Source organism: Heyndrickxia acidicola (genome assembly GCF_001636425.1).
GTDB lineage: Bacteria > Bacillota > Bacilli > Bacillales > Bacillaceae_C > Bacillus_AE > Bacillus_AE acidicola.
In genome coordinates, this window is sequence record NZ_KV440953.1 from 439,891 (window position 1) to 456,736 (window position 16,846).

Below are 16,846 nucleotides of genomic sequence, written 5' to 3' on the forward strand. Positions count from 1 at the left end.
AAAGGGTACATCCTTTATCAGGCGTTTTTTATAGTTTATGAAATAATAAAATTAAGCCTTGCAGCCTAGAAGATTTGCCTCTTAACCTTCTAGGCTGCTTGTCGCCTATAACTGCATGCCAACCACGCGCGGAAAGCGAGTTCCTGAAAGTGAAATCAACAGGCAAGATTAACAGTGCCTTTTTAAAAGAAATTGTTTTTCCATCCTCCGCAACAACCACATAAATTCTTTCTTTACTGATGTTTTTTATAAGCACATTTTCTGCCAAAAGACTATTTAAAACTCTAGCTTCCACTCTTTATTTATACTAAAATAATATTGAATAATTAAAACAAAAATTTTTTTCAAAAAACTGCAATCGTTTACATATGGAAAGGAGGAGCATTATGACATCACCTATTCAGCCGGTTAGAGGGCATGCCTTTAAAGAGGCTTCAAAAAGTACGTGGAAAGAAACTGTTGAAGCAGCTTTAAAAGGAAAGCCATTTGAATCTCTCAGCCGTTCTACCTATGAAGGCATCAAACTGCAGCCTTTATACACACATGAGGATATTAATTTAGAGGAAATGGAACAGCTTCCCGGTGGAGATACGAATCTAAGAGGATTTTCAACCGGCCAAAAAACATGGGCTATCGCACAAGAAATATGGATAAACAATGAAGACGAGCTTATGAAGAACATTACAGCAGCTCTTGAAAATGGGCAGGATGCAATATCTTTTAAGACTGAGAGTCTGCAAGCAGAGAAAATTGACTCCCAAGAACTGATAAAGCTTGCTAATGAAAAGAATGTTCCAATCTTTCTAAGAATCCATGAAAACTTCAGTAAATGGCTCAAGGAGCTGGGAGAGAAGAGGGAAGCCCTTGTTCTGAGAGGTACAGCAGCCTCTGATTTAATCTCATATGAACTTTCTAAGGGGCATATTGTCCGTGCCGGCAGTAAAGAAATAGCCGATTGGAGGCAAGTGATTGAAAGGGCGCATCAATTATTACCGAATGTATGTACCATCTTAATTGATACGGTACCTTATCATAATGCCGGTGCAAATGCAGTTCAAGAACTGGGAATCTCCCTTGCGGCTGCGGTCACATATATGGAAGCTATGAAGGAATCGAATTGGGAGCCAGCGAAAACGGTTCAAAAAATGGTGTTTCATTTTGGAATGGGAAGCCAGTTTTTTATGGAAGCAGCTAAGCTGAGAGCCTTTCGCAGGCTTTGGACAACAGCAGCGTCTGCATATGGTTTAACACAAAAAGAATCCAAGGTAACAGTTAGCTGCGAAACCTCTTCTTTTACCAAATCTGCCCTTGACCCCCATGTCAATATTCTGAGGTCTGCAAACGAGGCTTTTGCGGCGATTATCGGCGGTGTCGACTATCTGCATGTAGCTCCTTTTGATGGAGTATACAAAAATCCTGGCAGTCTATCAGAACGCCTTGGCCGCAATACGCAGCTTATTTTACGTGAAGAAGCTCATTTAGGTTTCGTAACGGATCCTTCCGGAGGTTCCTATTATGTGGAAGCCTTAACCTCTGAGCTAGTCGAAAAAGCATGGGATTATTTTTTAAAGATTGAGAAGCAAGGGGGCCTGCTGGAGTCGTTGATGTCTGGGGGGATCCAGGCGGATATTAAACAAACGCTAAATGTAAGAATGGAAGATTCTTACACTCGGAAGTCCTCCATTATTGGTACAAATGTTTATGCAAATCTCCAGGATACATTCATACAGGATCATCCTTCCGAGCACTTTAGTGAGCAAAACAATCCGCTCGCTCTTTCGAAAACAAGGCGCTCTGAGGCGTTTGAGCAGCTGAGGCGCCGTTCCTTGAAGCTTAGGGAAAACGGCAAAAACCCAAAAGCCGGCATCATTTGTTTGGGAGCACTAAAGGATCATAAGGCAAGATTGGATTATGTCAGCGGATTTCTTGCTGTAGGAGGAATCGAAGCAGACTGCAGCGGTCCATGCTTATCGATGCAGGATATCACTTCGTTTATTGAACAGCACTCTTACCCTTATTACTGCCTTTGCGGCCAGAATGAAAGCTATGCACAATTTGCGCAGCAGTCAGCTGAGTGGCTGAAGTCGAACAAGCAGGGAGTGTTACTTGATATTGCGGGTCTGTTTCCTACAGATGAATGGGAAGACCTTCAGGAAGCCGGGTTTAACGGCTCTATTTATATAAGGCAAAACATGATTGAAAAACTGGATTCACTTTTAGGTATATGGGAGGGGCAAGTACATGAATAAAAAACCGAATTTCCATGCTATTAAGCCTCTAGTGGAGAAAAAAACTGAATGGAATGCGTCCAATGTCAATCCGAAAGTCATCCAAACGCATGAATCCATTGCAATAAAATCCATCTATACGAAAGCAGATATTGAAAAGGCTGAGCATCTAAAGGATTTGCCTGGTATTCCTCCATATACCAGAGGGCCTTATTCAACCATGTATGTGAACCGTCCCTGGACAGTTCGCCAATATGCAGGCTTTTCCACTGCAGAAGAAAGCAATGCCTTTTACAGGCGAAATCTTGCCATGGGACAAAAAGGGCTTTCCGTCGCATTTGATTTAGCCACTCACCGTGGATACGATTCCGATCATCCCCGAGTTGTCGGAGATGTTGGGAAAGCGGGTGTTGCAATTGACTCGATTTTGGATATGAAAATTCTCTTTGACGGCATTCCGCTGGACAAAATGTCTGTCTCCATGACAATGAATGGTGCTGTACTGCCTATTTTGGCTTTTTATATTGTTACGGCCGAGGAGCAGGGAGTAGAGAAGCGCCAGCTGTCAGGTACCATACAAAATGATATTTTAAAAGAATATATGGTTCGGAATACATATATTTACCCTCCTGAAATTTCAATGAAAATCATTGCGGACATTTTTGAATATACATCCAGGCATATGCCAAAGTTTAACAGTATTTCGATTTCAGGGTATCACATGCAGGAAGCAGGAGCCCCTGCTGACATTGAGCTTGCTTATACGCTTGCAGATGGGCTGGAGTATGTGAGGACTGGTTTAAAAGCAGGCATAGATATTGATTCCTTTGCACCGCGCTTGTCGTTTTTTTGGGCAATAGGGATGAATTATTTTATGGAAGTGGCTAAAATGAGGGCTGCCAGAAGAATCTGGGCACAGCTGATTCAGACATTCGAGCCCAAGAACCCAAAATCATTGGCTTTAAGAACACACTCCCAAACCTCTGGCTGGAGTTTAACAGAGCAGGATCCTTTTAATAATGTCATTCGAACTCTTATAGAAGCCCATGCGGCTGCTATGGGCCATACACAATCCCTGCATACAAATGCTTTGGATGAAGCCATTGCACTGCCGACCGATTTTTCGGCCAGGATTGCCCGCAATACACAACTTTATTTGCAGGAGGAAACGGGTATCGTTGATGTGATAGATCCATGGGGAGGCTCTTACTATGTAGAGTCCTTGACAAATGAACTCATGGAGAGAGCATGGGGGCATATTGAGGAAATTGAAGGGCTGGGAGGAATGACAAAGGCCATAGAAACAGGGCTTCCGAAAATGAGAATTGAAGAAGCGGCTGCACGCAGGCAGGCTTTCATTGATTCCCGTAAGGAAACCATTATTGGGGTAAATCGATATAGGCTTGACGAGGAAGAGCCTATTGATATTCTTGATATCGACAACACCCTTGTCCGAACAAAGCAAATTGAGCGTTTGGATGAGCTGAAAAAGACACGGAATCCTGCTATGTTGAGCCGTACATTGGCTGATTTGACAGAAGCGGCCTCTACAGGGAAAGGCAATCTTTTAGAGCTTGCAGTGGAAGCTGCACGCGCCAGAGCCACGCTTGGAGAAATATCGGAAGCTATTGAAAAGATTTCCGGAAGACATAAGGCGGTGATCCGGTCTGTGAGCGGTGTATACAGTTCAAGCTTTTCGAATGAGGAAGAGATTGAAGAAGTGAAAGAGATGGCGGAGGAGTTCTTAAAAAACGAAGGCAGAAGGCCGCGCATCCTGATTGCAAAAATGGGTCAGGACGGCCATGACCGGGGAGCTAAAATTATTGCGACTGCTTTTGCCGATCTTGGATTTGATGTGGACATCGGCCCTTTATTCCAGACACCCGAAGAAACAGCGATGCAGGCAGCGGAAAACGACGTCCATGTAATAGGGTTCAGTTCTTTAGCGGCTGGCCACAAGACGCTCCTTCCCCAGCTGATAAAGGAATTAAACGAAATTGGCCGTGAAGATATTGTCGTTGTCATTGGCGGTGTAATACCTGCACAGGATTACGCTTATTTGCTGGATAGTGGTGCAGCTGCTATTTTTGGCCCCGGTACTGTCATTCCAGTTGCTGCGCAAAGGGTGATTGAAGAAATTTATCGCCGCTTGGGATATGAGGAAGTGGATGGGAATGGGTGACCAGAACCGTCCTGAATGGACAGACCCAGAAAAAGAAGAGAATTTTACCACAACGTACATGCCAGGATTAAAGTCTAAGCACGATGGAATGGAACAAACCAATCGGAAAAGATTTCAAAAAAAAGATAATGCAGAGCTGGACATTCAAGAAATTGCAGCTAAACTTGTGGGTGGAAACCGAATAGCCCTTTCTAAGGCGATTACTCTTATAGAAAGTAATGCCAAAGACCATTATCAAAAAGCCCAGGAGCTTTTAACCTATCTGCTTCCACTGGCTGTCCCATCCATCCGGATTGGAATTACAGGAGTGCCTGGTGCTGGTAAAAGCACGTTTATTGAAGCTTTTGGTATTCTCTTATGTGAAATGGGCTATAAAGTTGCTGTTTTAGCTGTGGATCCCAGCTCAACGGTGACAGGCGGAAGTATACTCGGCGATAAGACGAGAATGGAAAATCTCGCGAGACATCCAAATGCTTTTATCCGTCCTTCTCCATCGGGGGGCACACTTGGAGGAGTGCATCGGAAAACTCGCGAAACGGTGATTGCATGCGAAGCAGCAGGATATGATGTTTTACTGATTGAAACTGTTGGTGTTGGGCAAAGCGAAGTAATGGTCAGAGGAATGGTTGACTTTTTTATGCTGCTTGCTCTGACTGGAGCTGGAGATGAACTGCAAGGGATGAAAAAGGGAATTATGGAGCTGGCTGATGCCATTGTTATTAATAAAGCAGATGGTGAAAATGTAACATTGGCCAGAAAAACCTGCCGCGAATATAATCAAATTCTCCATTTTCTGCTGCCGGCAACTAAAGGCTGGCAAACAAGAGCTTTTACCTGTTCTGCACTCCATGGAACAGGATTAGAAGCGCTCTGGTCTGTTATTCAGAAATTTAAGGAAAAAGGGGAAGAATCGGGTGTATTTACAGAAAGGCGCCATCTCCAAGAAAAAGAATGGCTTTATTCGATGATTAGAGAAAAGCTTGAAAATGCCTTTTTTGATCATCCCGGTGTTAAACGCATTCTTCCATCTCTGCAAGCATCTGTCATCAAGGGGGATGTTCCTGTTTCTAAAGCGGTGGATTCATTGTTTCAGGAGTTTCAGCAGAATAAACCGGAAGTTTGAGACAGTGATTCCAGGCAACATAATGCTCCAGTTTCTATGAATATAGCTCATTTTAGTAAAGGAAGGAACAAAAGAGGGTGACTCAAAAGGCGGTTATAAGCTGCTTTGAGTCACCTCATTTTTATTATTGGACAGAAAAAGGAGAAAGGGGGAAGAACAATTGGTGCGAATATTAGCAAGGTGTCTCTATGGCTTTGAGCAGAAATGAACAGGCAGGACGAATAGCGCCGAACATACCTAGTAATACCCAATGATCGTTTGGATTCAACGTTAATTAGAGTGGAAGGTAAAAGACTCCTGCGGGATTAGCTGGCTATAGGGAGACCTCCTCAGGAGCTTACTATGATAAGGCTCCCCGCCGCCCGCGGAAAGCGAGCGCCTGCAGCGGAAATCAACCCAGCAGAGGATGATAAGAATGCTGCCTTTATCTATGTACAATCCCAATTTGGAATTAACTCAAAGGTTAATTGAAGTGAAAAGAAGTGCTTGCAGTGGAAAGCAACAAGCAAATAAAGTTGCTATAGCCAAGGTCACTTGATATCATCGCACCATTTTGGACAGCCTCTTTGGTTTACATTCATTTCTAGCCTTTTCACTTTTTAAAAGGCGTGTTTAAAGATGCCTTTTACACATCAATAAACGAAAACATAAACAGAACGAAAAAAAACAGCCTCTAACAAAAGGCTGCCTCAATAAGCAAGCGGCAATAAAAAAGGACAGCGTACCACAAAACGCTATCCAAAACATCTAGGGAGTTTAGGGGTATGGATCTAGATGTAATACCAGTTTACCCAGTTCAATATTTTTATAAACGTTTCGGGTTAAAAATTTGTCATTTGTGTTTTTCTCCTGTTATGATTAAATAGTATTATATTGAACTGGAAAGGAAGATAGAAGATGAACATGGACTTCAATCTTTTTATGAATGATGTCGTTAGCCAGGCGCGCGAAGAAGCTGTAAATGCTGGCTATCAGGAATTGAAAACCGCTGAAGAAGTGGATAATGCACTTAATCAAAAAGGGACAACCCTTGTGCTTGTAAACTCCGTTTGCGGCTGTGCAGGCGGAATCGCCCGCCCTGCTGCGGCACATGCCATTCATACAGACAAACGCCCTGACCATTTAGTAACCGTTTTTGCAGGACAGGATAAAGAAGCAACAGCAAAAGCACGCAGTTATTTTACTGGCTTCCCTCCATCTTCTCCTTCATTTGCTTTATTAAAAGACGGCAAGCTTGTTACAATGGTTGAGCGCCATGAAATTGAAGGGCATGATCCAATGTCTGTTGTGAACAAGCTTCAAGACAGTTTTGATAAATATTGTGAAGAAATATAAAAAGTAAATGCTTACAAAGAAGATCCGGTCCATTCAGCCGGATTTTTTTTGTTCTTTATGCCTTTCATTATGGTATAGTAGTCACCAAAAGCTTTATTTACAGGAGAGATTTATGTTCAGAATTGGATACCGAACGTTAAAAACATCGCTGGGAACACCTATTGCGATTTTTATTTCAGAGCTTTTCCATCTTCAAAATTTCCTCTCAGCAGGAATTCTTACAATACTTTGTATACAGAATACGAAAAAGAAATCTATTCATGCTGCATGGACGCGCTTTGTAGCTTGTATTACAGCTATGATATTCTCCACTGTGTTCTTTGAAATATTGGGTTATAACCCCATTGCCATTGGGATAGAGCTTCTTCTATTTATACCGACAACAGTCCTGTTAAAAGCAAAAGAGGGGGTTGTCTCAAGCAGTGTCATTATTTTGCATTTTTTTGCAAAAGGAAGCATTTCACTGCACTTTATCATCAATGAAATCTCTATTGTGGTTATTGGGCTCAGTGTAGCACTAATTGTAAACTTGTATATGCCAAGTATTGAGGCTAAGCTAAAACAGTATCAGGAGAAAATTGAAGACGATTTTCGCAAGATTTTTGAGGAAATCATCTGTTACCTGCGAACCAACAGTATGTCGTGGGACGGCCGTGAAATAACAGAAACGGGCGATTTGCTTGAAAAGGGCATTCAGCTAGCTTTTCGGGATGTAGAAAATCATTTAATGACAAATGAATCCTATTACTATACTTATTTTAAAATGCGGCAGCAGCAATTTGAAATTATTGAGCGTAATTTAAGGCTGATCACATCTATTTCACACATGGTGGAGCAGCGCCAAATGGTTGCTGACTTTATTGAAGAGCTAAAAGAGAATATAAAACCCCGCAATACTGCTTTAAAGAGGCTTGAAAAATTGGAACAGCTGCAGGAATCCATTCAGGATATGGAGCTGCCAAAAACGCGGGAGGAATTTGAAGCGAGGGCAGCTTTGTTTCAATTTCTGCGGGAAATGGAAGATTATCTAATTATTAAAAGCACCTTTAAGGAAAAACAAAAAAGGAATGAAATTCGCCTGGGGAAAGCAAACTAAACAAAAATTGTTTTTCAGGTGATCATAATGAAACTATTTTTAGCCATCCTTTTTTTGATTGGATCACCAACCTGGCCATTAGGTGACAGGGCCCTGCTGGGAGATCCGTATATCATTGTCAATAAAAAAACAAATGAGCTTGCCTGGATTCGCGATGGGAAAATCGCTGTTCAAACGAGAATTGCGACAGGGAGAACAGACGACCTGACGCCTGAAGGATTTTTCACGATTATCGTGAAAGCGAAGAACCCTTATTTCCGAAAGGAGAATATTCCAGGCGGAGATCCCAGAAACCCTCTTGGTTCAAGGTGGATTGGTTTTGATGCACGCGGCACGGATGGGAGAATTTATGGTCTTCATGGTACGAATAAGCCTTGGTCTATTGGTAAGTATATTTCAAATGGCTGTATTCGGCTCCCCAAAAAAGAACTGGAAACCATTTATGATGAAGTTCCCCTTGGGACTAAGATTTTCATTACCCGTTCATCCAAAACATTGGAGCAGCTAGGAAAGGAACTAGGAGTTATTAAATGAACAAAACCCCCGTATGTACGGGGGTTTTTCATGTTTCAGTATTTATTTGTCCTAGGGGGTTTCAGCCTTTATAGCCACATGGCAATGCCTGATAATATGGTTGTGGCAAGCATAGCAAAAAGCATAATAAATACCACTATTCTTGTGGTTTTTTTAGACATAGAGACCACTCCTTGTCCATTTTATTCTTTCTATATATTGTATCGGGAATGCGTTTTTCTAACAAGTGATGATTTTGTGAAGGAAATGGATTTCTTTGTCTAAAAAGAAGGATTTCTGTCCTTCTATAGAGAATACATATATGTTTTATCTATCGGCTTTATTCTGCTTAAGGTTGATTTGGCGCAATAGTGATGGAAGCAGATACCAGGGCTTTATTACCGTCTGTCTAAAGCTGCAATCAACGGGATGAATAAATAGAGCCTTCTTTTGTCAGCAAGTACACTCCAAGGGGGACGCGGGATGAAAAAAGTGGATCATATTGGTGTAGCAGTTCAATCCATCCAGGAAGTATTGCCTTTTTATACAGAAGTACTGGGTTTTTCATGTATAGGGCTCGAAGAAGTTGCTTCTGAGAAGGTTAGGGTTGCTTTTATTGATGCAGGAAATGTGAAAATTGAATTGCTTGAGCCTTTATCTGAAGAAAGCGCTGTCGCGGGCTTTTTGGCTAAAAGGGGACAAGGAATCCACCATATTGCACTTGCAGTGGAGTCCATTGAGGAAAGAATTGAGGAATTAAAGACAAAGGGCATTAAAATGCTTCAGGATAAACCAAAAACGGGTGCAGGCGGAGCATTAGTTGCTTTTATGCATCCCGTATCAGGCCATCGAGTCCTGTATGAGCTTTGTGAGAAACAAAACAAAAGCCACTGAATGGAAAAAGATACTTAATTTAAAGGCTCTGTTAAATTTCTATGTTGATAGCGGCTTTTTGCACATAATCTTTCAGTTTATCTGAAAGGCGGATGAAAAGGCCGTTCCACTCCTTTAACAAAGTCAATTTAAAAAGCAGGTGATGGAAATGACGGACATTTATGAAAAACTAAATGAGCTTTATGATAAACGGCGTGAAGTAGAGCTTGGCGGCGGCGATGAAAAAATTGAAAAACAGCATGAAAAGGGGAAGCTTACTGCGCGTGAACGCATTGAATTACTTGTCGATCCAGGTTCATTCATTGAATTAAACCCTTTTTTGGAGCATAGGAGCCACGATTTTGGCCTTGATCAGGTCAAAGGACCGGGTGATGGTGTTGTAACAGGCTATGCTAAGGTCTATGGACGCCCTATTTATTTGTTTTCGCAGGATTTTACCGTTTTTGGCGGAGCGCTTGGTGAAATGCATGCCCAAAAAATTGCCAATGTGATGGATCTTGCAGCAAAGAATGGTGCACCCTTTATTGGTCTAAACGATTCAGGAGGAGCGCGCATCCAAGAAGGTGTTGTTTCTCTGGACGGATACGGGCAGATTTTTTACCGAAATTCGATTTATTCAGGAGTTATTCCTCAAATCTCCGTCATCTTGGGACCATGCGCAGGGGGAGCAGTGTACTCACCTGCTATTACGGATTTTGTGTTCATGGTGGACAAAACCAGCCAAATGTTTATTACAGGACCAAAGGTGATTGAGACCGTAACAGGTGAGAAGATTTCGTCTGAAGACCTCGGCGGCTCACGGGTCCATAACACGATAAGCGGAAATGCCCATTTTCGTGAAGAAACCGAAGAAGAAGTACTGAAAAAGGTTCGCAGGCTTTTAGGATATCTGCCGCAAAACAATAAGGAAAAGCCTCTTATAGAGAAGTTTCCTGGGGAAGATGATTACCGGGCAAATTTAACAGATGTCATCCCATTTGATGCGATTCGGCCATATGATGTCCGAAAAGTTATTGAACAGGTGGTGGACGAGCAATCATTTATGGAAATCCAGGAGGAGTTTGCAAGGAATGTGGTCATTGGATTGGCCAGAATCCGCGGTGAAGTCGTTGGTCTTGTCTGCAATCAGCCTAAGGTGATGGCGGGAGGGCTTGACATCGATTCGTCAGACAAGGCATCTCGGTTTATCCGTTTCTGTGATTCTTTTAATATCCCAATCATAACCTTTGAGGATGTTACAGGATTTTTCCCAGGCATCAAGCAGGAGCACGGAGGCATTATCCGCCATGGAGCTAAAATTCTATATGCATACTCTGAAGCTACCGTTCCTAAAATTACTGTGATTCTGAGAAAAGCATTTGGAGGGGCATATGTGGCGCTGAACAGCAAGTCCATCGGGGCTGACCTGGTCTTTGCATGGCCAAATGCAGAAATTGCCGTTATGGGTCCTGAAGGTGCAGCCAATATTATCTTTGCCAAAGAAATTCAAAAAAGTGAGGATCCGGAAACCACAAGGGCACAAAAAATTGAAGAATACAGGGAAAAATTCGCCAACCCGTATGTTGCAGCAGCACGCGGCATGGTAGATGACATCATTGATCCTAGGGATACAAGGATTAAACTCATCCAGGCTTTGGAAATGCTTCGCAATAAACAGGAAGAGCGCCCATGGAAAAAGCATGGGAATATCCCGTTGTAATATGGTTTGCAGAATTTAACCACATATAAATAGCTCGAAAAACCGCCATCAAATACGAATATTTGTCCATTGAAAAAATTAGCAGTATACTAGTATGGTTAATACATACAATCTGGAGGTCCTATAGATGGTTAACCAAGAACGATTACTTAATGAATTTTTAGAACTTGTTCAAATTGATTCCGAAACAGGAAATGAAGGAGAAATTTCAAAAGTACTGAAGAAAAAATTTGAGGACCTGGGCGTCGAGGTTTATGAGGACGATACAACTGCTCAAACCGGACATGGTGCCGGCAACCTGATCTGTACCCTAAAAGGAACAAAAGAAGAGGCGGATGTCATTTATTTTACGTCCCACATGGATACAGTTGTACCTGGCAAAGGGGTAAAGCCATCTGTTAAAGACGGCTACGTTGTAACAGATGGAACAACAATCCTGGGTGCCGATGATAAAGCAGGCCTTGCGGCAATGTTTGAATCCCTTCGTGTACTGAAAGAAGAAAACATCGAGCATGGAACCATCCAGTTCATTATTACAGTAGGGGAAGAGTCAGGTCTGGTCGGCGCAAAAGCACTTGATCCTTCTCTTGTAAAAGCAAAATACGGTTTTGCCCTTGATAGTGACGGAAAGGTTGGAACTATTGTAGTTGCGGCTCCTACTCAAGCAAAAGTTAAAGCTGCTATTTATGGGAAAACAGCACATGCAGGCGTAGCTCCTGAAAAAGGTGTTTCTGCTATTACCATTGCTTCCAAAGCTATCGCTAAAATGCCGCTTGGCCGTATCGATTCTGAGACAACTGCCAATATTGGCCGTTTTGAAGGCGGGAAGGCAACGAATATTGTGGCAGACCGTGCAGATATCCTGGCAGAAGCACGTTCGCTTGTCCCTGAAAAAATGGAAGCACAGGTAGAAAAAATGAAAAAAGCATTCCATGAAGCAGCAGATGAAATGGGCGGCAAAGTGGAAGTGGATGTGCAAGTAATGTATCCAGGCTTTAAATTTGCAGATGGTGACCAGGTAGTGGAAATCGCTAAAAAAGCTGCGGCTAAGATTGGCCGAGAAAGCAAGCTGGAACAAAGCGGAGGCGGAAGTGATGCTAACGTGATTGCCGGATTCAACATCCCGACTGTCAATCTGGCTGTCGGCTATGAAGAAATTCATACAACGAACGAGCGTATGCCGGTTGAAGAGCTTGTAAAGCTTTCAGAAATGGTTGTAGCCATCATTAAGGAAGTTGCAGAACAATAAGTATTTACAAACAGACCGTTTAGGCGGTCTGTTTCCTTATTCAAAAGGAAAGAATGAAGGAGGAAAGTGTGTGGAGGGTTTAAGCAAAGCACTTGTTTTTACAGCGGGGAATGAAGAATATGGCATCCCTATCCCGAATGTGATTTCTATAGAAAAATTTGAAAATATTACTCCCATTCCGCAGCTTCCTGGTTTTGTGAAGGGCGTTGCAAAGGTGAGGGATGAGTTGATACCGGCTATTGACTTTGAAAATGTGCTGTATGGCCATCAATTGGATATCGGGGGTTCTTCCCGAATAATTGTATTGGATATCCAATCCTTCGTTTATGGCCTACTTGTAAAGGATGCAAAGGAGATTATTGACATTTCCGAACATCAGCTTAAGCAGATCGGATTGATTGCCTATCAGAAAACAAGCTACTTATCAGGCATTGCCAATTTAGACAGCCGTCTTATCACCATGGTGGATACAGAAAAATTCATAGAAGCTTTGGATGGAATTAAGGAAATCAAACATTACATGAGCGAATATCGGGCAGAACAAGAAGTATAATTGCGAAGAAAAATGCATGTAGGGATACATGCATTTTTGATTACTTTTACACGGTAGTTCATTAAAGGGGTCTGACCCCTTTAGTCGAGTAAAGTAAATAGGGTGGTGTGTTGTGTGTGTGCATAGGTATTTGTGCCTGATTCGCCCAAAAAGTGTTGTTTTTCGCCCGTAAACCCAATATTTTCGCCCGTAAAATCATTTTCCAAGTGCAAAATGAAGGCTATATGTGAATATCAGATGGTCATAGTGCATGAAATCAATGATTAGTTATCTCCATCCCCATTTTTTGAAGTGCCTCTTAAAAAGAATCGACCCAAACGTTTGTTTCTAAAATATTTTCCTTTTTTTCTATCCCTGATATAATAAAGAGAGATTATACAGGAAGTGAGAACCTTGAAAGAATACTATCCCAAAAATGGGCGGGTCATTTTGCATGTTGATATGAACAGTTTTTTTGCTTCTGTCGAAATGGCATATGATCCATCGTTAAAAGGGAAGCCGCTTGCCATTGCCGGCAACCCGGAGGAACGAAAAGGGATTATTGTGACATGTAGCTATGAGGCCAGGAAATTCGGCATAAAAACTACCATGCCTCTTTGGGAAGCTAAGAAGCTTTGCCCACAGCTGATTATACGGACGCCAACATTTGAGAGGTACCGTAATGCATCGCATGCATTGTTTGAAGTCCTGCGTGAATTTACTACATTAGTGGAGCCTGTATCCATTGATGAAGGCTATGTAGACATCACAGATTGCTTTGAGCTGGGTACGCCTATAGAGATTGCAAAAACGATTCAGGAGCAGCTGCTTTCAGAACTCGATCTTCCTTCAAGCATTGGGATTGCGCCTAACAAATTTCTTGCAAAAATGGCATCGGACATGAAGAAACCGATGGGGATTACAATCCTGAGAAAAAGGGACATTCAAGAGGTCCTCTGGCCGCTCCCGCTTATCGAAATGCATGGTGTGGGGAAAAAAACAGCTGAAAAACTTGAATTGGCTGGTATTAAAACCATTCGTGATCTGGCAGAAGTCCATGATATTCAGATTCGAAAGCTTTTGGGAATTAGGGGAGCATTTTTAAAGGAACGGGCAAGAGGCATTGATAATCGTCATGTTGATCCTGATTCTGCCAGTGAGTTTAAAAGTGTTGGCAGCTCCCGCACCTTGCCCAGAGATATGACCAATCAAGCAGAACTCCTGCAGCAGCTTGAAAAATTGTCTGAAGAAACTTTTCAGCGCTTAAAAAGGAAAGGCTACTTAACTGCGAATGTTTCGGTTGCCATTCGATACAAAGACAGAAAGACAATTACAAGAAGCCGAAAATTAGAAAATCCGATTCAAAGCAAAGAGGCTATTTTTCAATCAGCAAGGGCTTTGTTTCTTAAGCATTGGAACGGGAATCCCGTCCGTCTGTTAGGTGTGACAGGACAGGATTTGGTTGAGAAACAGGATGCAGTGGAACAGCTTGATCTCTTTTCCTACGAAGAAGCGGCCAAAAAAGAACCGCTCTACCGCGCTATAGATGATATTAGGCAAAGGTTTGGCGTAAAAGCCCTTCAAAATGGTGTAACAGAAAGACAGAAACCTTCATCTGAAAAGCCTTTTAAGTAGTTTTTTTGGGTTTTTTTATCATTTTTTTTAAGGAGGAGAGCACTCCTCCTTTTTTGATGGGTGCCGTGCTGGCTGCCTGATTTTTTTTCGTAAGGTATATCTCCTCCTGATCGATGGCATAGTTGTATGCAAGCACCAGGCCTATATTGGTATCGCCTGTATGCTTGGAAACAATGGAGAAGGGGATACTGTGTTTTTTTGCTATGGCAATATATTTTGATAAATAATTATAGTTTACATCTCCATTGAGATAGAGGGTTGCCTGTTTATGTTTTTTCATATTTTCTTCAATTTCAGGATATGTTCCATTTTCGTAGATCTGGTTTTTTAAAAGGGCGATGACAATTCGTTCACGCAGAGTCCCTAAAAATTTCTTGCGTTCTTCCGGCTTCGTTTCCTTTGTTCCATACATCCCTTTTTGCAGGTAATCTTCTATATCGGGCTTTTGAGCCATGTTTTTCACCCCTTAATCACTCTGTTACAACATAAGCGAAATACGTTGAATGTGTTCCAAATAAGAAAAGCGAAAGCGCCTTGCTCATCGGCGTACGGATTTCAGAGTCTCCGACTGAGATAAAGGAAACACAGCGAGGAACGAGCTGATGTAGACTTATCGCAGGGAGGAGACGGAGAAATACGCAAGCCGATAGGCGCTGTAGCTGGACATCATTGAATAATTCGTAGTAAACAACGTGAAAAGCTCATGCCGTTTTGGCACGAGCTTTCGCATTTTACTTTAAAGGAAAACACATGTTTTAGCAAGCTCAGTAATCCTTCACATCCAGGCTGGTTACCGGCCACCAGAAGAAACCGTCTTTTTCAAGCAATTCATCTGACGCCTTTGGTCCCATAGTGCCTGATGCATAATTTGGATAATCATCGGCTTTTTTAGTTTCCCATACAGCAGAGATATTATCAATGAACTTCCAGGAAAGGGAGACCTCGTCCCAGTGGGTAAAATTGGTTGCGTCTCCTTTCATGCAATCATACATCAGCTTTTCGTAAGCCTCAGGTGTATTCATACCATGTAGTCCTTTATTGGAGAAGTTCAATTTCACAGGTGTTGTTTCCATTTCCTGGCCAATGCGTTTTGCATTTAAATGGAGGGTGATGCCTTCATCAGGCTGTATATGGATGACCAATAGGTTGGGAGCAAGCTCGTTTTTCGCTTTATAATAAAGGTTCATGGGAATATCTTTAAATTGAACAACAATTTTAGTGTCCTTTGAACTCATCCTTTTTCCTGTACGGATATAGAAAGGAACGCCGGCCCATCGGAAGTTGTCAAATAAAAGCTTCCCGGCAACAAAGGTTTCAGTATTGGACGCTGGATCCACATTGGCTTCTTCCCGGTAGCCGGGCAATTCTTTTCCGTCGATTGTCCCCTTGCCGTATTGTCCCCTTACAAAATTCTTCTCTACTTCATCACCCTCTACAGGCCGGAGGGATTTGAGAGCCCGTCCCTTTTCACTTCTGACTTCTTCAGTAGAAAGATTAATAGGAGGCTCCATGGCTAAAAGGGCAGCCATTTGAATCATATGGTTCTGTACCATATCCCTTAAAGCACCGCTTTTTTCATAATATCCGCCTCGTTCTTCTACACCAAGCACTTCGCTTGAAGTAATTTGGATATTGGAAATATAACGATTGTTCCATAAAGGCTCAAATAAAGCATTGGCAAAGCGGATAACTTGAATATTCTGCACCATGGCTTTTCCTAAGTAATGGTCAATTCGATAAATTTCCTCCTCAGAGAAGGAATGGCGGAGCTGGTCATTTAATTCTTTTGCAGAAGGATAGTTATGGCCAAAAGGTTTTTCGATGATTAACCGTTTATATCCCTTTGTGTCGGTCAAACCATCTGTTTTTAAATGGCTGGCGATGGTTCCAAAAAACTCGGGCGCCATGGATAGGTAAAATATCCGGTTGCCTTCAAGCTCATATTTTTTATCAAGCTGGTCTGCCAGTTTTTTCAGTCCGAGATAAGAATCAGAATCGGTTACATCATGGGCCTGGTAATAAAAATGGGAAGCAAATTGATCAATGCCTTCATTTTCGCCCCCAGCACTTTTAATTGAATCATAGACATGGGATTGAAATGTTTCATGGGACCATTCTCTTCTTGCTGTCCCGATCACGGCAAAGTTTTCAGAAAGCTTGCCTTTTTGATACAAATTATACAAAGAGGGAAACAGCTTCCTTTTAGCTAAATCGCCTGTTGCACCGAAAATCATAATCAATGAGGCTGGAGTTTCACTAGTTTTCATCATGTTTAAAAGACCTCTCTTTTTTTAAGATGTAATCCTTGGATACCAATCTAGTCATTGCATTATCTTCTTTGAAACCCTGTGCTTGTTAAA

General features: G+C 42.1%; 16 protein-coding genes. 12 read left to right on the plus strand and 4 right to left on the minus strand.

What is annotated here, in order from left to right; translation table 11 throughout:
• Nucleotides 1–28: 28 nt before the first annotated feature.
• The gene (locus A5N88_RS02015) at nucleotides 29–295 is read right to left on the minus strand and encodes a hypothetical protein (protein ID WP_157090573.1); all 267 of its coding nucleotides are present in this window, start codon (nucleotides 293–295) and stop codon (nucleotides 29–31) included.
• Between the two features lie 91 nt (nucleotides 296–386).
• On the opposite strand from A5N88_RS02015, the gene A5N88_RS02020 reads away from it, so the two are divergent.
• The 7 genes from A5N88_RS02020 to A5N88_RS02045 all read left to right on the plus strand — a co-directional run bounded on the left by A5N88_RS02020 (nucleotide 387) and on the right by A5N88_RS02045 (nucleotide 8,498).
• Nucleotides 387–2,249 (plus strand): methylmalonyl-CoA mutase family protein, encoded by a 1,863-nt coding sequence (locus A5N88_RS02020; protein ID WP_066262400.1) that lies wholly within the window; start codon nucleotides 387–389, stop codon nucleotides 2,247–2,249.
• Complete coding sequence (gene scpA / locus A5N88_RS02025; RefSeq protein WP_066262407.1) at nucleotides 2,242–4,410, plus strand: methylmalonyl-CoA mutase; 2,169 nt, start codon at nucleotides 2,242–2,244, stop codon at nucleotides 4,408–4,410. Before A5N88_RS02020 ends, scpA begins: the two co-directional genes overlap by 8 nt.
• Entirely contained in the window at nucleotides 4,403–5,533 is a 1,131-nt protein-coding gene (meaB, locus tag A5N88_RS02030) for a methylmalonyl Co-A mutase-associated GTPase MeaB (RefSeq protein ID WP_066262409.1), read from the plus strand. Before scpA ends, meaB begins: the two co-directional genes overlap by 8 nt.
• Before the next feature lie 342 nt (nucleotides 5,534–5,875).
• Entirely contained in the window at nucleotides 5,876–6,004 is a 129-nt protein-coding gene (locus A5N88_RS26040) for a hypothetical protein (protein ID WP_260525537.1), read from the plus strand.
• A gap of 426 nt (nucleotides 6,005–6,430) precedes the next feature.
• Complete coding sequence (locus tag A5N88_RS02035; protein ID WP_066262411.1) at nucleotides 6,431–6,868, plus strand: BrxA/BrxB family bacilliredoxin; 438 nt, start codon at nucleotides 6,431–6,433, stop codon at nucleotides 6,866–6,868.
• A 112-nt stretch (nucleotides 6,869–6,980) separates the two neighbouring features.
• Nucleotides 6,981–7,964: an aromatic acid exporter family protein gene (locus A5N88_RS02040; RefSeq protein WP_066262414.1), complete on the plus strand. Its 984-nt coding sequence runs from the start codon at nucleotides 6,981–6,983 to the stop codon at nucleotides 7,962–7,964.
• 27 nt (nucleotides 7,965–7,991) lie between these two features.
• Nucleotides 7,992–8,498 carry a L,D-transpeptidase gene (locus A5N88_RS02045; protein WP_066262420.1) on the plus strand — a complete coding sequence of 169 codons (507 nt, stop codon included), beginning with the start codon at nucleotides 7,992–7,994 and terminating at the stop codon, nucleotides 8,496–8,498.
• A gap of 68 nt (nucleotides 8,499–8,566) precedes the next feature.
• Here A5N88_RS02045 and prli42 read toward each other — a convergent pair whose 3' ends face one another.
• Nucleotides 8,567–8,659 carry a stressosome-associated protein Prli42 gene (gene prli42, locus A5N88_RS24635; protein WP_157090574.1) on the minus strand — a complete coding sequence of 31 codons (93 nt, stop codon included), beginning with the start codon at nucleotides 8,657–8,659 and terminating at the stop codon, nucleotides 8,567–8,569.
• Nucleotides 8,660–8,960: 301 nt separating this feature from the next.
• On the opposite strand from prli42, the gene mce reads away from it, so the two are divergent.
• From mce to A5N88_RS02075, 5 genes are all read left to right on the plus strand, one after another.
• Nucleotides 8,961–9,371, plus strand: coding sequence for a methylmalonyl-CoA epimerase (gene mce / locus A5N88_RS02055; RefSeq protein ID WP_066262423.1), 411 nt, complete (start codon nucleotides 8,961–8,963; stop codon nucleotides 9,369–9,371).
• A gap of 148 nt (nucleotides 9,372–9,519) precedes the next feature.
• Complete coding sequence (locus A5N88_RS02060) at nucleotides 9,520–11,070, plus strand: acyl-CoA carboxylase subunit beta (protein ID WP_066262425.1); 1,551 nt, start codon at nucleotides 9,520–9,522, stop codon at nucleotides 11,068–11,070.
• Nucleotides 11,071–11,197: 127 nt separating this feature from the next.
• Nucleotides 11,198–12,319: a tripeptidase T gene (locus A5N88_RS02065; RefSeq protein WP_066262428.1), complete on the plus strand. Its 1,122-nt coding sequence runs from the start codon at nucleotides 11,198–11,200 to the stop codon at nucleotides 12,317–12,319.
• Between the two features lie 70 nt (nucleotides 12,320–12,389).
• Nucleotides 12,390–12,872: a chemotaxis protein CheW gene (locus A5N88_RS02070; protein WP_066270156.1), complete on the plus strand. Its 483-nt coding sequence runs from the start codon at nucleotides 12,390–12,392 to the stop codon at nucleotides 12,870–12,872.
• Nucleotides 12,873–13,265: 393 nt separating this feature from the next.
• Complete coding sequence (locus tag A5N88_RS02075; RefSeq protein ID WP_066262430.1) at nucleotides 13,266–14,486, plus strand: DNA polymerase IV; 1,221 nt, start codon at nucleotides 13,266–13,268, stop codon at nucleotides 14,484–14,486.
• Here A5N88_RS02075 and A5N88_RS02080 read toward each other — a convergent pair.
• Together A5N88_RS02080 and zwf are read right to left on the minus strand one after the other, a co-directional pair.
• The gene (locus A5N88_RS02080) at nucleotides 14,479–14,940 is read right to left on the minus strand and encodes a YueI family protein (protein WP_066262432.1); all 462 of its coding nucleotides are present in this window, start codon (nucleotides 14,938–14,940) and stop codon (nucleotides 14,479–14,481) included. The two genes, A5N88_RS02075 and A5N88_RS02080, sit on opposite strands and share 8 nt — an antisense overlap.
• 310 nt (nucleotides 14,941–15,250) lie before the next feature.
• A complete protein-coding gene (gene zwf / locus A5N88_RS02085) occupies nucleotides 15,251–16,753 on the minus strand; it encodes a glucose-6-phosphate dehydrogenase (protein ID WP_066270157.1) in 1,503 nt (500 codons plus the stop codon).
• Between the last annotated feature and the right edge of the window lie 93 nt (nucleotides 16,754–16,846).

Bases quoted from the DNA above. Each gene is read 5' to 3' on its own strand.
- A5N88_RS02045 (WP_066262420.1), top strand. From the start codon at position 7,992: ATGAAACTATTTTTAGCCATCCTTTTTTTGATTGGATCACCAACCTGG.
- zwf (WP_066270157.1), bottom strand. From the start codon at position 16,753: ATGAAAACTAGTGAAACTCCAGCCTCATTGATTATGATTTTCGGTGCA.
- A5N88_RS02060 (WP_066262425.1), top strand. From the start codon at position 9,520: ATGACGGACATTTATGAAAAACTAAATGAGCTTTATGATAAACGGCGT.
- A5N88_RS02040 (WP_066262414.1), top strand. From the start codon at position 6,981: ATGTTCAGAATTGGATACCGAACGTTAAAAACATCGCTGGGAACACCT.
- A5N88_RS02065 (WP_066262428.1), top strand. From the start codon at position 11,198: ATGGTTAACCAAGAACGATTACTTAATGAATTTTTAGAACTTGTTCAA.
- mce (WP_066262423.1), top strand. From the start codon at position 8,961: ATGAAAAAAGTGGATCATATTGGTGTAGCAGTTCAATCCATCCAGGAA.
- scpA (WP_066262407.1), top strand. From the start codon at position 2,242: ATGAATAAAAAACCGAATTTCCATGCTATTAAGCCTCTAGTGGAGAAA.
- A5N88_RS26040 (WP_260525537.1), top strand. From the start codon at position 5,876: ATGATAAGGCTCCCCGCCGCCCGCGGAAAGCGAGCGCCTGCAGCGGAA.
- A5N88_RS02020 (WP_066262400.1), top strand. From the start codon at position 387: ATGACATCACCTATTCAGCCGGTTAGAGGGCATGCCTTTAAAGAGGCT.
- A5N88_RS02080 (WP_066262432.1), bottom strand. From the start codon at position 14,940: ATGGCTCAAAAGCCCGATATAGAAGATTACCTGCAAAAAGGGATGTAT.
- prli42 (WP_157090574.1), bottom strand. From the start codon at position 8,659: ATGTCTAAAAAAACCACAAGAATAGTGGTATTTATTATGCTTTTTGCT.
- meaB (WP_066262409.1), top strand. From the start codon at position 4,403: ATGGGTGACCAGAACCGTCCTGAATGGACAGACCCAGAAAAAGAAGAG.
- A5N88_RS02035 (WP_066262411.1), top strand. From the start codon at position 6,431: ATGAACATGGACTTCAATCTTTTTATGAATGATGTCGTTAGCCAGGCG.